This window comes from Methylomonas sp. EFPC1, assembly GCF_016925515.1.
GTDB classification, from domain to species: Bacteria; Pseudomonadota; Gammaproteobacteria; order Methylococcales; family Methylomonadaceae; genus Methylomonas; species Methylomonas defluvii.
Map to the genome: position 1 here is coordinate 308,423 of NZ_CP070494.1, position 15,048 is coordinate 323,470.

Here is a 15,048-nt window from a genome sequence, read left to right on the forward strand (position 1 = left end):
AAAAACCAGCTTGAGATGGCTCCGATTTTATAAATGTGCTTGTTTTTTTAATGTCACAATGGCAACACTGACTTGGCTGGAGGCCAATGCAAACGCGCTGCCCGCATCTAACAAGGACTCGGCGGTTTCATATTGGCCACTATTAATCACCTCGGCCACTTTTCCGGCTTCGCGATGAAACTGCGCATGTTTATGCAGACAGTCCTGAAAACCGGACAAATGTTTGTATTGCTTTTGACCGCCACCGTGCAACCATTTACCCAACTTGCAGCAATCGTCCCGACCAATGGTGACGGCATCCATGTGCTCGTGTTGGCTGATACCCCGGCGCAGTTTCACCTTCCACTCGCTGTGCGCTTGAATGGCTGCATCCAAATCGATAGTGTCATCCTCTGCGGCTTTCGCGCTTGTCGGCTTTGCACTTTCTGACCGACGCGATGTTGCCTGGGTCGTAGACCGACTAACACCATGTCCGGAAGAGGTGATTTTGAAAAAACTCATCAATGTTTGCAGTTGTTCAGTTTGCCCCATCATTTCTTCCGCAGTTGCCGCCAATTGTTCGCTGGCCGAAGCATTTTGCTGGGTAATCTGGTTCATCTGGTTCATCGCATTGTTGACTTGGCTGACACCGGCCGATTGCTCTTGCGACGCGGCGGCAATCTCCTGGACCAAATCGGAGGTTCTGGCTATGCTGGGGACGATTTCATCCAACAGTTTGCCGGCCGATTCGGCTGTTTCCACGCTGGTTTCCGCTAATTCGCCGATTTCCTGCGCGGCCACTTGGCTGCGCTCGGCCAGCTTGCGGACTTCCGCCGCCACCACCGCGAAGCCTTTGCCGTGATCGCCGGCCCGCGCCGCTTCGATCGCCGCATTCAGTGCCAACATGTTGGTCTGATAGGCAATGTCGTCGATGATGCCGATTTTCTTGGCGATCTCGCGCATGGCGTCAACGGTCTGCTTAACGGCTTCACCGCCTTGGCTGGCTTCGGTAGCGGCTTTGCTGGCCATGCCGTCGGTGACTTTGGCGTTGTCGGCATTCTGGTTGATGCTGGCCGCCATTTCCTCGATGCTGGCGCTGGTGATCTCGACACTGCCCGCCTGTTCGCTGGCGGCTTGCGACAGCGATTGGGAGGTGGAACTGATCTGCTCGGAGGCATTACCCAGCTGATCCGCTGCCGAAATAACCTCGGAAATGGTTTGGGAGAGTTTGGCGACGGTGTTATTCACGGTGTCTTTAAATTCACCCAACTGGCCTTTGTAGTTACCTGTCACGTTGCGGGTCAAATCGCCTTGTTCAACCAACGCCAGCACTTCGACGGCTTCATTCAGCGGCAAGATCACGCCATCCAGGGTGTCATTGACGCCTTCGACGATTTTGCGGAAGTCGCCTTGGTGCTTACTGGCGTCGGCACGCGTTTGCAGACGGCCTTCGACGGCGGCGGTGGCCAGCATGTTGGCGTCGGCCACCAGCGTATTGACCGCATCGATACAGGTGTTGAGGTTGTTTTTAATCGTGTTGAAATCGCCGTTGTAGCTATCGGTGATTTTGGCCGGAATGTGTCCTTTGGAAATGTTATCGACATAGTCAGCCGCTACATTCAACGGGCCTATGACCGCATTCAGGGTCAGGTTCACGCCCTCGACAATCTTGCGAAAATCGCCTTGGTGTTTAGTGGCATCGGCTCTAGTTGCCAGATGGCCTTCTACGGCGGCGGTCGAGAGCATATTGGCGTCGGCGACCAGGGCGTTCACCGCGTCGATGCAGGTGTTCAGATTGTTTTTGATGGTGTTGAAATCACCGTTGTAGGTGTCGGTGATTTTTGCCGGAATCGCCCCGCGAGAGATGTTGTCCACATACTCGGCCGCGACGTTGAGCGGGCCGATCACGGCGTCCAGGGTGTTGTTGACGCCTTCGACAATCTTGCGGTAATCGCCTTGGTATTGGCTGGCGTCGGCGCGGGTGGCTAAGCGGCCTTCGATGGCCGCTTTTTCCAGCGCAGCGGCTTCCGCCACCATGCTGCTAATCGCGTCGATACAGTTGTTCAGATTGTTTTTGATGGTGTTGAAATCCCCGTTGTAGTGGTCGGTGATTTTCGCCGGAATCGCCCCGCGAGAGATGTTGTCCACGTAATCGGCGGCGACGTTCAAGGGTCCGATCACCGCATCCAGGGTGCTGTTGACCCCTTCGACGATTTTTCGGAAATCGCCTTGGTGTTGGCTGGCATCCGCTCGGGTGGCCAAGCGACCTTCGACGGCGGCAGTAGACAATCGGTTGGCGTCGGCCACCAGGGCGTTCACCGCATCGATACAGGTATTCAGGTTGTTTTTGATGGTGTTGAAATCACCGTTGTAGGTGTCGGTGATTTTGGCCGGAATCGCCCCGCGAGAGATGTTGTCCACATACTCGGCCGCGACGTTGAGCGGGCCGATCACGGCGTCCAGCGTGTTGTTGACGCCTTCGACAATCTTGCGGTAATCGCCTTGATACTGGCTGGCGTCGGCGCGGGTGGCTAAGCGGCCTTCGATGGCGGCTTTTTCCAGCGCAGCGGCTTCGGCGACCATGCTGGAAATCGCATCGATACAGTTGTTCAGATTGTTTTTGATGGTGTTGAAATCACCATTGTAGGTGTCGGTGATTTTCGCCGGAATCGCCCCGCGCGAGATGTTGTCGACGTACTCGGCGGCGACGTTGAGCGGCCCGATCACCGCGTCCAGGGTGTTGTTGACGCCTTGGACGATTTTCCGATAGTCGCCTTGGTATTGGCTGGCGTCGGCACGGGTAGCCAGACGGCCTTCAATCGCCGCTTTTTCCAGATTCGTGGCTTCGGCCACCATGTTGGAAATCGCGTCGATACAGTTGTTCAGATTGTTTTTGATGGTGTTGAAATCACCGTTGTAGGTGTCGGTGATTTTGGCGGGGATCGCGCCTTTGGAGATGTTATCCACGTACTCGGCCGCGACATTCAGAGGGCCGATCACGGCATCCAGGGTGTTGTTGACGCCTTCGACAATCTTGCGGTAATCGCCTTGGTATTGGCTGGCGTCGGCACGGGTGGCTAAGCGGCCTTCGATGGCGGCTTTTTCCAAGGCAGCGGCTTCGGCGACCATGCTGCTGATCGCATCGATACAGTTGTTCAGATTGTTTTTGATGGTGTTGAAATCGCCATTGTAGGTGTCGGTGATTTTCGCCGGAATCGCGCCTTTAGAGATGTTGTCCACGTACTCGGCAGCCACGTTCAAAGGACCGATCACGGCTTCCAGCGTGTCGTTAACACCTACGACGATTTTCCGATAATCACCCTGGTGTTTAGTCGCATCTGCACGGGTGGAGAGCTGTCCTTCTACAGCAGCGTGGGACAGCATGACGGCATCGGCAATCAAGGATTGCACGGAGAATACTGCGGCTTTGACACCCTCATTCAGTTGATTGAATTCTAAGCCGTAGTTATGGCTATCGTTTTGCGGCATTTGGCCGCGCCCGAACAAGGTCATGGCATGAATCATGGCATTGACAGGGCGGAGCACCCCCATGACGATGTACCAACTCATCGCCAGGAAACCCAACAAGAATAAGGACACGACTATCATCGTAGTATTGATAGTGCCGCCTAATCGCGCCAAACGGGCATCCAAACCGGCATATAGCAACTTGCTAAATCCGCCTGCTAACGAGAAGTTTTGTTGGATAGCCTGCGTCAAGCTGTTGAAATAATCGCTGCCGGCAAGCTCAAGTTGCCCGCGTTGTAAAATTTCCGTTTCAGTCAAGGTCAGTGCTTGCTTGGCTAAGGCGGTGGCTTTTTGCAAATCCGTGCGGAGTGCGGGGTTCATGCTGCCGATTTTGGGGATATTCTCGTCGATCATCGCCAGGGTTTCTTCAGCATTCGCGATTAATGCTCGCAGGTAAGCGGCTTCTGCAACAGTCACGGCTTTTCGCTGCAAAATCGGCGAACCCACGCCTCTGAGCATACCCAATTGTTCGGACAGCTCAGGAAATAAACTGATTGCCAACAATTGGGCGTAATAGGTATCGGCTTCCGGATCCAATCCTAGCCCCGATGCATCAGCCACTTTGCGGTTAAAAGCGTGCAATTGACTAATGAATTCGCCATGCTTTGCAAGATTGGTTTGTGCATCAAATTTGCTAGCCGAAGCCGCCAGCTCTTGCCATTTTTCCCTAAGCGCTTGCCAGGCCAAAGTCAGCTTTAATTCTGCCAACCGTCCGTCCAATGCGGAGATACCGGCGATTTGCTGATTGACTTCGTTGCGTTTCGCCTCCCGGCGGCTCGCTTCCTGTGTGTTGCCGGCGATTACCATCGCGTTCAAGCCACGGTGCTCTACCACCAGTTGCATCAGTTTGATGGTTTCCGTAGCGTAATCGACACCTTGTTTTTCCTTTAATGCGAAATCCTTGTCTGCGATATTGTCATTTATCAAAAAGTAGGTTGGCACTGCGAACATAGCAATAGCCAGAACCACTAAGGCAACAAACTTTTGCCAGAGCTTAATTTTGCTAAATACGCTAGAAATCTTTCCCTCTTTAAAGGGGTTTTTAACGCGACCGGCTTTGATATCGGCATATAGCGCGGACGCCGCATCAACTTCGCTGCGTGCTGGCTTGAAGCGGATAGACCGGTAACCAATCATCTGGCCTTCGTTGTAAATTGGCGCGACATTGGCTTCCACCCAATAGAAATCGCCATTTTTGGAACGGTTTTTTACCAATCCGCGCCAAGTACAGCCGGACTCTATGGTTCGCCACATCCATTCATAGGCCTCTTCCGGCATATCCGGGTGGCGCACAATGTTGTGCGGCTGCCCCAGCAGTTCCGATTCCGTGAAGCCACTCAGTTTGATGAAAGCCGGGCTGACGCTGGTGATATAGCCGTTCAAATCGGTGGTAGAGGTGAGAATGTCTTCTTCGGAAAAGTGTAATTCGACGTCAGTAACGGGTTGATTATTTCTCATGGCTATTTTCCATAGTATGTAATTGGCTTTTTTCCAATTGGGCTCAAGCCTGGGCCAAGTGCATATTGCCCTGAAGCTTGTGTTCAAAGGCGCTCACCAATACGGGTACATCCAAAATTAACGCCACTTCGCCACTGCCCAAGATCGTGGATCCTCCCAGCCCTTCCACATGTCCGAATAACTTGCCAAGCGGCTTGATCACTGTCTGAAACTCGCCGATTAAGCGATCAACGACCAGCCCGGTTTTGACACCCGCTGCATGTACCACGACGACATTAGGTCTGCGCGGTTGATCTCCGCTGATGTTGAACAGATCGCGCAAGCGGATAAAAGGCAGCACTTCGCCGCGCAAATCCATGTAATCCCTGTCAATCAAATCGCCGGACAACTCCAGACACTCGACAACCCGGTCAAGAGGAATCACGTATGACGATTTACCTACACCCACCAAAAACCCATCAATGATGGCTAATGTCAGTGGTAAACGAATGCGGATAGTGGAACCTTGACCCGGCCTACTTTCAACTTCGATGTCGCCGCGTAAATCGGTCACGTTTCGTTTGACCACATCCATGCCCACACCGCGCCCGGACAGATTGGAAATTTGGCTGGCGGTTGAAAAGCCGGGTTCGAAAATCAAGCTATAAATTTCATGGTCGCTTAGTTTGGCGTCGGCTTGCACCAAACCTTTTTCGATGGCTTTTGCCAAAATTCGATCACGATCCAGACCACCGCCATCATCGCTAACTTCTATGGCGATGCTGCCCGACTCGTGGTAGGCGTTTAATCTGAGTTCGCCGCGACTGGGTTTGCCGCGCGCGGCGCGGACTTCGGCAGACTCGATGCCGTGGTCCATGGCGTTGCGGACCAAGTGCATCAGCGGATCGCCGATTTTTTCGACAACCGATTTATCCACTTCTGTGTCGCCGCCGGTAATGACCAAGGCAATATCTTTGCCCAGTTCTTTGCCGACATCGCGCACCACTCGCTGGAAGCGGCTGAATGTGGCGCCTATCGCCACCATCCGCAGTTGCAATGCACCGTCGCGCACTTCTTCGACCAAGCGCATCATTTCGCTGGTGGCTTCCAATAACGCGGAATCGCTGGTTTGTAAGGCACGCAGATTGACACCCGCACCCGAAATAACCAGTTCGCCTATCACATCGATGAGTTTGTCCAAGCGCTCGGCGTCTACCCGTATGGTTTGGTTTTCTCGGGCCTTGTTGTCTTTAATCTGCTGCTGCTTTTCCAGTGCCGCATTCACCAACGGCTGCTGTACCACTTGTTGATCGACCAAGATTTCGCCGAGGCGGGTATTCGGTTGCGGGACTTGCGCCTGCTGCGCGTTGAGGCCTTCTTGTAGTTCACGTTGGGTAATGACCCCGCTTTTCAGCAATAGCTCGCCGAGTTGGGCATTGTCTTCGCCCAGCGAATTGATCAGTTCGACGTAGTAGGGGATTTTGTCTTCCAGCGGCAAAATGTGGATGTAACTGCCTTCGCGAACAAAATCGAACACGCTTTCGATAGCGGCTTTGTCTGCGTCGCTTTTTAGGACAATTTCAAAACCCAGATAACTGCTCTCGGGATCCATGTTTTCGGCGTCCGGCATCGCATGACTGAAAGTAGTCAGCGACATAATCTCGCCTAGCGTTGCCAAATAGCGGATGAAAGACAAGGGATCCATACCGTCGCGTAGACAGTTTTCGCCGAATTGAATAAACAAATGCCAATTGCCGCTGTCGATTACGCCGCCACCGCTGGCTTCGAGCGGTTCGCCAGCTTGCTGCACAGTCGTCATCGCCTGCTTGGGCTCAGGCTTCAAAAAAGACTCCAAGCCATCCAGTAATTGTCGTTCGGCATTGGTCATCGCCGGGTTGGCGTTTACTTCACCGTCGGCCACTGCTTGAATCAGCTCAATCATATGGTCGCAGCAAGGTAGCAGAATGGCGACCAGTTCCGGCGAAACGCTCAACTTTCCGTCGCGCAAGGTATCAAGCACGCTTTCCACCACGTGGGTGAAGGCAACGATATGATCCAGACCGAACAATCCCGCCGACCCCTTAATGGTATGTGCGGCTCGGAAAATGGCGTTAATCCGTTCGGATGGCTCCTGATCGTCTTCCAGTCCGAGTAAGCCGTCTTCCATGTCTTGCAATAACTCCAGACTTTCAATCACAAAAGTCTTCAGAGCATCCCGCATTTGATCATCAAAACTCATTTCGCATACTCCTTAGTTTTGGGTCAGTACGACCTGATCGCCAAAAGTACCCGTCAGATTCGCTAGTTCCAGCACATCCAACACGGCTTTGCTGTGCATCACGAAACGCAAGCTCTTACCCAAATGCGCGGCTTCGCGTTTAATTAGAATCAACAACTGTAGGCCGGCAGTATCGATTTCGGTGACGTTGGCAAGATTGATCTCCAAATCATCCCCAGCCGTTAGAAACATCAGCAGATTGGATTTCTGATCTGCCGCGTTGTAGATGGTTAATTCGTCTTTAATGGTTAGGCTGGGCATGGACGATCTCGCTAGACATAGACAGAGGTACTTAGATGAATCGGCGGAAACGGGATGAACGACCGCTGTTCATATTCCGATCAAGGCAAAATTAACTTGGAAACGGCCGCTAACATTTGCGCCGGCTGAAACGGTTTGACCACCCAGGCTTTGGCGCCCGCAGCTTGGCCCTCTTGCTTTTTGCCTTCCTGGGATTCGGTGGTCAGCATAATGACCGGGGTAAATTTATAGGCCGGTAACTGTTTAAGTTCCTTCACGAAGGTAATGCCGTCCATATTCGGCATATTGACATCGGATATGATGAGGTGAATTTTCTGGCCGTTGAGCTTACTTAGCCCATCCTTGCCGTCGCACGCTTCTATTACTTCATAACCGGCGCCTTTCAGCGCAATACCTACTACCTGACGGACCGACGCCGCATCGTCTACTACCAATATCGTTTTTGCCATATGCTTAATATCCTAGAAAAAAGTAATCTCTTGTGTTTGTGGTTCAACGGCTCGATTGCCATGACCATGGGCGTGGTGTTCGGATTCCATGGTGTAGGTGCTGGTCAAGCCGCTTAAAATGTGGTCCGCATCTATCGGCCGCAACGCAAATACACCGCCGGCATGACTGCGGTTGAGCTGTTTGGGGAAATCGGCAATGCTGTCTTTGACGTGTTCCAGAATTTGGCCGATCCGGTCTTGAAATTGAAAATGCACCAAGGATTCGTCTATCTCACCTTTTATGGCCTGCGCCGAATGGCTTAAGTTGCTTGAATAGCCCTGCAATTTGGTAAACACGTCATGCAGGTTATCCATTACCGATTGAATATTGCCGTTACAAGCGGAGACCGCTTCGGCCTCGTTTTGCGCGCTTTTTTCCACCGCTAGCAAGGCGGTTTGAATAGCAGAGCTAACTTGCTCGACTTTGGAGCCGATCTGCTTACCGGTTTCACCGGACAAGTTGGATAGCTTTCTAACCTCGTCCGCCACCACGGCAAAACCGCGGCCTGCTTCGCCGGCCCGAGCCGCTTCGATAGCGGCGTTTAAGGCAATCAGATTGGTTTGTTCGGCAATCCGCGCCACTTCCTTAGCCATCTGCTTCAATTCATCAATAAAGCCCGCCAAGGAGCGAATTTTCTGCAAAACCGCCAAATTTTCCTGCAATGCCGCATCCATGGAGCTCACCACTTTTTGCAAATTGGTGTTGCTGTTTACGAATACTTCTTCGCCGTTGCCACCGAGAGTGGAATGGGAGGATCTTAAAGCCGCTTCCAGATTATTGGTAATCCCGGCAAAGCGTTGAGTCAACAACGTAATCGCCTGCTCGATTTGTTGCCGGGTCGAATCGATTTGTGCTGCCCATACCGGCGTGACTTGCTCGGCAAACCGATCCAGACCGGAAATATATTTTTCTATTTCGGCTACCGATAAGGCGGGGGCCTTGTCAGTCAAGGTATTTTGCGTAGCGGCAACACAGCGTTTTTTGGTCACCCAAGCGGCTATTCCTGCCGACATCAATGCAACGCAAATCATTACCGCAAATTGGAATATAGACATTTTGGCGTAATCTCCCTGGTTTTTTTATGATTTCGCAGCCCTCTGCCGCCGATCATTTCGGTTCAGTGGCCTGGAAATTCAATGTGGAAAAAAGTATAGGCAGGAAAATTCGGTTTATCTAGAAAGCTACCGACAAAATGTAGGGTTAGTCCCACAACTTATGATTAATTTGCGAAACTGCTAACGGAAGTCGCTTGCAATGCGTGTTTAAGGCTTTTAAAGTGCCAAGCTGTTTTATCCCGTACTACAAGGACATCCGCTTTCATGACTGAATATCCCGAAAAATCTTGCAGCATCGACCGTTTGGTTCGACACCCCAAATTAGTGGTGGCAACGCTGGCCGGCGACAAAACCCAGCAACGCCGCGACGGTTTATATGCCTACCCCGGCGAAACCTTTGTATTGGAAGACGTCGTATTTGAAGTAACTAGCGTGGAGCGCCAAAGAATAGGCGATATGAGCGACGCGGACGCCCGGGCGGAGGGTTATCCGAATCTGGCAATGTATAAGGATTTAATATTGAAAATGCACAGCGGCATGGAGTGGAACGAGGACGGACTAGTCTGGGTGCATAGCTTTAAGCGGCAACAGCCGGAATAAGAATACCTTTCTCGGCCAGCTCCCGCAGCATCGGCGGGCCGGCGGCCATTAAGGCTTGGCTATCCAGTTGCGGGAATTCCGTGGCAACCGCTTGCAAGCACTGCTCGCCGGTCATCGGCCCTTCATCCTGCAAAATTTGCAGCAAGCGTATGGTCAAACCGGTGGTTTTCAGAAAATGCACGCAGTCGAGATTGTCGCGGTAAACGATCAAGCAAGTGGTTTGCTCTGGCGGCTCTAGCGGCAAAAAGCCGGGGCCTATTGCCTGTACCGGATAACGGTAAAGCAACGGCCAGGCCAAGGGCGATAACGCGATGCTGCGCGGCAACAACTTATCCAGAAAATCGCTGTCACCCAATATTGGTGTGTCCTTGGCAATCGACAAAGCCATTTCCACCCATTCGTAATGTGCCAATTCCAACAGAAATGGATAATCGTCCGGATTATTTCGTTCGTTTTGTAAATACGCTAAAAACTCTTCGGCAATTTCCGAGAAATAGGGTGTTTCGCAGCGATGCCGGGTAAAAAAATCCTGAGTGATTTCCTGCCATTGCGCATCATTCAGGATGGCTCGCAATACCGGAAAATTACTGGCAATAAAACTGTCGATATTGTTGAAAAACAATTCCCGATACATCGCCATACGCCGCGGCTCGACATCTGCCGGCGGCGGATTGTTTTGCGGATCGCGAATATACGCGGCAAACTGGCTTTGGGTAGCCTGAAAATCGGCAGCCATCAGGCTACCTGTTTTTGCCGACCAGCCGCATAGTGCTGCTGAATGGCTTGGATGGTATCGACTTCCTGGCTTAATTCAAGCAAGGAGGGAATGTTGAAATCCCGCTCCAGCAGAGTCGGGAACACGCCGAAAAGCTCGTAAGCCTTGCCCAACAAAGCCCAGACCGGATCGATCACCGGCGCGCCGTGGGTATCGACCAGAAAATCCTCTGCTTCCACATAATGGCCGGCTATGTGCGCGTATGCGATGCGTTCGGCAGGCATGGCCCGCAGAAAGGTCTCGGCATCGTAACTATGATTGACACTGTTAACGTAGATATTGTTGATGTCGATCAGCACATCGCAGTCGGCTTCGGTAACTACCGCGTTGAAAAAATCGATTTCGGCCATTTCCTGGCCCGGCGAGGCGTAATAAGAAATGTTTTCGATGGCCATGCGCTGTTCCAGAATGTCCTGCACCCTGCGAATACGCGCGGCAACATGCTTGACGGCATCTTCGGTGAACGGCATCGGCATCAAGTCGTATAAATGCCCGCCATGGCTGCAATAGCTAAGGTGTTCGCTGTAGAATTTGATCCCGTGCTCGCGCATGAACACTTTCAAATCTTGCACGAATTGCTCATCCAGCGGATCGCTGCTACCTATCGACAGCGACAGGCCATGACAGACAAAATCAAAACGCTCGGTCATGGCGCGAAACTGTTTGCCGAACTTGCCACCGATGGTCATCCAGTTTTCCGGCGCCACTTCGTAAAAGCCGACATGGGCCAGCGGCGACTCGACAATCTCGCTCAAAAACGAACGCCGTAAGCCTAAGCCGGCACCGTGAACGAGATTGCGAACGCTATCCATGACTTACTCTTCCGGTGCGTCCGGTGTTTCCGGTTTGTGGGTAGAGCGCCAGAATAAGGCTAAACCAATCGCCACCAATACGCCCAGGATATACATTTCGTATTTTTTGACCTGACCCATGATGGACTCGGCAAATTGGCCGAAGGTGTAGCCCAGATAACCGACCGCTATCGCCCAAATCCCGGCGCCGAGAAAATTCAGCAAGAAAAACTTCAAGGGATGAATCTTGCTGGCCCCGATCACAAACGGCGTGACGTTACGTACGCCGTAGAGAAAGCGAAAGCCCAAAATTACCGGGATCTGATGTTTGTGCAGCAAATCGAAAACCTTGTCGGTTTTGCTATGCCAAAGCGGACGTTTCTCCAGAAAGGCGATGCCTTTCCAACGGCCCAGATAGAAAAAGGTCTGGTCGCCGGCAAAGGTACCCAAAAACGCCGTCAGCATCACCCATTCTAATTGCAAATAGCCGCCATGCGCCAAAAAGCCGGCGATGACCAGAATGGTTTCACCTTCCAGATACGTACCGATAAACAAGGCTAGATAGCCGTAATCGATAACCAGCTGCTGTAAATCATTAAAATCCATAGTGTCGGTCTATTGGCGATGAGTCGAAATTAATGGCTGGCTGCTTTGTCTGCATCCATTTTGCTCCCGCAACTACCTTCTTCGTTTTTCATCATGGCACCGCAGCTATGTTCGCCGGCTTTTTTGTCACCACCCATCATGGCACCGCAACTGCCTTCTTCGGCTTTTTTAGACTTGTCGGTACCGTGATCCATGCCGCCCATGCTGCCCATACTCATCATGCCGCCGCCGGTCATCATGCCCATGCCGCAAGCGCCTTCTTTACCCTTCATCATCGCGCCGCAAGCGCTTTCCATGCCTTTTTTCATTTTGCCACCGCTCATCATGCCGCCGCACATGCCTTCGCCGCATGAGCCTTCGGTTTTTTTCGCTTCAGCTTTTTTGGTCTCACTTTTTTTGATGCCATTGCCGTCCATTGCATTAGAGCCACACGCGCCCTGACTGATTTTGCCGTTTGAATGCTCTGCATGCGACGTCGCAACTTGCATATAGCCGCTAGACAACTCGGAAACGGCGAATGGGTTGGCATCGGCCTGCGCGTTGACAGCCATGCCGGACAAAAGCGCACCGCCCATCGCAGCGGCCAGCGGAGATTTATTAAATTTTTTCATGCGTTTATCCTCTCGTTTAATTTTTATTTATGGTGCTCCGGCACATTACTACCGGGGCTTACGACTGATGCGTAATCCTTATGGCTCTACTCTGATTATTGCATATTCAGTCTAAATTCTTTGCCTTAAATTCACAGACATCGGCGATGCAGCAAGCTCCGCAACGCGGCTTCCTGGCCACACAAATATATCGGCCGTGTAGAATCAGCAGATGGTGCGCGTCTTTCTTGTATTGCTTGGGCACGGTTTTTTCCAATTTGCGCTCCACTTCCAGGACATTTTTGCCCGGCGCCAGGCCGATGCGATTGGCGACCCGGAAAATATGCGTATCTACGGCGATGGTCGGCTCCCCAAATGCGGTGTTTAAAATCACATTCGCCGTTTTGCGGCCCACCCCGGCCAGCGCCTCCAGTGCTTCCCGCTGACGCGGCACTTCTCCGCCATGCTGTTCCAGTAGAGTCTGACAAAGTTTTATGACATTTGCCGCCTTGCTGTTGAATAAGCCGATGGTTTTGATGTGCTCCTTCAAACCATCTTCCCCCAAGGCCAGGATCGCCTGCGGTGTATTCGCCACGGGAAACAACTTGGCAGTCGCCTTGTTGACGCCCTTATCGGTCGCTTGTGCCGACAGCACCACCGCCACCAATAATTCGAACGGGGTAGTGAAATTCAGTTCGGTGGTCGGATTCGGCGTGGCTTCGGCCAAGCGCAGGAATATCAGTAGGCGTTTTTCGTTATTCATGCTCAAAAAAGAATTCAAAGCCAAGCTTTCCAGGATTCTCCCTGCTTGCAAGGCAAATATTGGTGGCGTCGTCATTTGTCCGCTAAAGGAACTAAGTAACGAGTCAACTAAATTGTCGCATTTAATTTGGAACCAAACTCGCGCGCATCAAGTCACTAGCTAGCACTCAGAATGGGTGCGGAAAACCACAACAATTCAATTCGGGGGAATTATGAAAACATTTACTGCCATTACCATTAGTGCATTACTGCTCGCGAGTGCCGGTGTATTCGCCGAAGAACATGCTACCGAAGCCTTGAAGCATGCCGAACAGGCTGTCACCCACGGCAAAGCCGGCCATAGCCCCGTCTTGGTTGAGCATGCCGAAGCGGCCTTAACCCATGCCAAGAAAGGTGCTGAAGTCGCCAAGGGCGACTCTAAAACGCATCTCGATGCCGGGGTAAAATCCCTGGAAAGCGCAATTGAACACGGCAAAATGGGCCATGCCGATGTCGCTACAAAAGCCGCCGAAGAAGCCGTTGACCATATCAAGGCGGGCAACAAGTAGATTCTTAACCGCTAATCGATAGATCCATTTGCGATCAAATAGGTAGAGACGCAAATTCAGCGTCTCTATCTACTTCCCTAAACTGAAACCGCACCGGCGATATGTCGATGTGCCTGATAACCCAGCAGTTCAAAGTCGGCAAATTCATACGAGAATAGCGATTCCGGCCGGCGTTTTAATTGCAGCCGCGGCGGCGCCAAGGGCTGCCGGCTAAGTTGCAATGCAACTTGCTCAAAATGGTTGCGATAGATATGCACGTCACCGAACGACATGATTAACTCACCGACTTCTAAGTCGCATTGCTGTGCCAGCATATGCGTTAACAAGGCCACACTGGCTTGATTGTAAGGCACCCCTAAAAAGCAATCGGCACTGCGCTGCGTCATCATGCAGGACAATTTGCCGTTAGCGACATAGAACTGATACAACACATGGCACGGTGGCAGGGCCATTCGCCCGGCGGCGGCATTCTCGCGCGGACCAACGGTTTCATCCGGCAAACATGCCACATTCCAGCCGCTGACGATGTGTCGGCGCGAATCCGGTTTATTTTTTAAACCGTCCAACAAAATCTGCATCTGATCGTAACTCTCGCCATTCGGCCCCAGCCAGTTACGCCATTGCGCACCATATACAGGCCCCAGCTCGCCGTCTGGCGTGGCCCACTCATCCCAAATCGTTACGCCGTGATCGTTCAAATATTGGATATTGGTATCGCCGCGTAAAAACCACAACAATTCATACGCAATGGATTTGAAATGTAGCTTCTTGGTCGTCAGCAATGGAAAGCCGTCAGCCAAGTTGTAACGCATCTGCCGCCCGAACACTGACCGAGTACCGGTGCCGGTGCGGTCACTTTTGTCGATGCCGTTATTCATGATGTCGGCGAGAAGATCCAGGTAGGGTTGCATAGCGCTCTTAGGTCGAAAATTGGCGGGCAGTATAACTTGCCGGCTTGATGAATACGACTGTCATGGCGGTGTTTCATGAGTCGTGATGGAGGCAGCCGAGAGCTTAAGAGGTGCGGCAAAATGGCTGGTCGATCACCGTGAGAAGAGGTGCGCGGCTACCACCCAGCAAGCTACACGGTTTTGTAAATGCCGGATAAGCTCACGGCGCTGTATGCCTTTAGCCGTCTGCGTGTTCAGTTTGAGATAAGGGGTGGCTTTATCGCCCAAGGATTTCGAGAAAAAGCAGCGGGTATTTCGCTCAAGTGCTTTCGCGGCGAACATGGCTGCCTCTGCGTTGTAAGCGGCTGGATATTGCTGAAAAGACTGATACACTTCGCCGTCGAGCTCACTTCCGGAAATTAATAGCCGGCAAAAACCACCGATTTTTTGCGCGATGCC

The 15,048-nt window shown here is 52.1% G+C and carries 14 protein-coding genes; 3 read left to right on the top strand and 11 right to left on the bottom strand.

Annotated features, from left to right (window positions below; all coding sequences use genetic code 11):
* Positions 1-27: 27 nt before the first annotated feature.
* The 5 genes from JWZ98_RS23095 to JWZ98_RS23335 form a co-directional block, all read right to left on the bottom strand.
* Positions 28-4,965 (bottom strand): methyl-accepting chemotaxis protein, encoded by a 4,938-nt coding sequence (locus JWZ98_RS23095; RefSeq protein WP_240348172.1) that lies wholly within the window; start codon positions 4,963-4,965, stop codon positions 28-30.
* Between the two features lie 43 nt (positions 4,966-5,008).
* Positions 5,009-7,183: a chemotaxis protein CheA gene (locus tag JWZ98_RS01405; protein ID WP_205452741.1), complete on the bottom strand. Its 2,175-nt coding sequence runs from the start codon at positions 7,181-7,183 to the stop codon at positions 5,009-5,011.
* A 12-nt stretch (positions 7,184-7,195) separates the two neighbouring features.
* Positions 7,196-7,483, bottom strand: a complete 288-nt coding sequence (locus JWZ98_RS01410; protein WP_033158482.1) for an STAS domain-containing protein — start codon at positions 7,481-7,483, stop codon at positions 7,196-7,198.
* Positions 7,484-7,563: 80 nt separating this feature from the next.
* On the bottom strand, positions 7,564-7,932 hold the full coding sequence (locus JWZ98_RS01415; RefSeq protein ID WP_020484376.1) for a response regulator: 369 nt from the start codon (positions 7,930-7,932) through the stop codon (positions 7,564-7,566).
* Positions 7,933-7,944: 12 nt separating this feature from the next.
* Positions 7,945-9,027: a methyl-accepting chemotaxis protein gene (locus tag JWZ98_RS23335; protein ID WP_275899159.1), complete on the bottom strand. Its 1,083-nt coding sequence runs from the start codon at positions 9,025-9,027 to the stop codon at positions 7,945-7,947.
* A gap of 264 nt (positions 9,028-9,291) precedes the next feature.
* Here JWZ98_RS23335 and JWZ98_RS01425 point away from each other — a divergent pair, with 264 nt between their 5' ends.
* Entirely contained in the window at positions 9,292-9,627 is a 336-nt protein-coding gene (locus JWZ98_RS01425) for an ASCH domain-containing protein (protein ID WP_205452743.1), read from the top strand.
* Here JWZ98_RS01425 and JWZ98_RS01430 read toward each other — a convergent pair.
* The 5 genes from JWZ98_RS01430 to nth all read right to left on the bottom strand — a co-directional run bounded on the left by JWZ98_RS01430 (position 9,605) and on the right by nth (position 13,152).
* Entirely contained in the window at positions 9,605-10,363 is a 759-nt protein-coding gene (locus JWZ98_RS01430) for a putative DNA-binding domain-containing protein (RefSeq protein WP_033158485.1), read from the bottom strand. The two genes, JWZ98_RS01425 and JWZ98_RS01430, sit on opposite strands and share 23 nt — an antisense overlap.
* A complete protein-coding gene (locus JWZ98_RS01435; protein ID WP_205452745.1) occupies positions 10,363-11,214 on the bottom strand; it encodes a DUF692 domain-containing protein in 852 nt (283 codons plus the stop codon). The genes JWZ98_RS01430 and JWZ98_RS01435 overlap by 1 nt, the downstream gene beginning before the upstream one ends.
* A gap of 3 nt (positions 11,215-11,217) precedes the next feature.
* Positions 11,218-11,799, bottom strand: coding sequence for a DedA family protein (locus tag JWZ98_RS01440; protein ID WP_101051455.1), 582 nt, complete (start codon positions 11,797-11,799; stop codon positions 11,218-11,220).
* Between the two features lie 29 nt (positions 11,800-11,828).
* Entirely contained in the window at positions 11,829-12,410 is a 582-nt protein-coding gene (locus JWZ98_RS01445) for a hypothetical protein (protein WP_205452747.1), read from the bottom strand.
* A 106-nt stretch (positions 12,411-12,516) separates the two neighbouring features.
* Positions 12,517-13,152: an endonuclease III gene (gene nth, locus JWZ98_RS01450; RefSeq protein WP_205454371.1), complete on the bottom strand. Its 636-nt coding sequence runs from the start codon at positions 13,150-13,152 to the stop codon at positions 12,517-12,519.
* Between the two features lie 211 nt (positions 13,153-13,363).
* Here nth and smbP point away from each other — a divergent pair, with 211 nt between their 5' ends.
* Positions 13,364-13,699: a small metal-binding protein SmbP gene (gene smbP, locus JWZ98_RS01455; RefSeq protein WP_205452749.1), complete on the top strand. Its 336-nt coding sequence runs from the start codon at positions 13,364-13,366 to the stop codon at positions 13,697-13,699.
* 77 nt (positions 13,700-13,776) lie between these two features.
* Here smbP and JWZ98_RS01460 read toward each other — a convergent pair whose 3' ends face one another.
* On the bottom strand, positions 13,777-14,610 hold the full coding sequence (locus JWZ98_RS01460) for a thymidylate synthase (protein ID WP_205452751.1): 834 nt from the start codon (positions 14,608-14,610) through the stop codon (positions 13,777-13,779).
* A 186-nt stretch (positions 14,611-14,796) separates the two neighbouring features.
* On the opposite strand from JWZ98_RS01460, the gene JWZ98_RS01465 reads away from it, so the two are divergent.
* Entirely contained in the window at positions 14,797-15,012 is a 216-nt protein-coding gene (locus tag JWZ98_RS01465; protein WP_205452752.1) for a hypothetical protein, read from the top strand.
* Positions 15,013-15,048 lie beyond the last annotated feature (36 nt).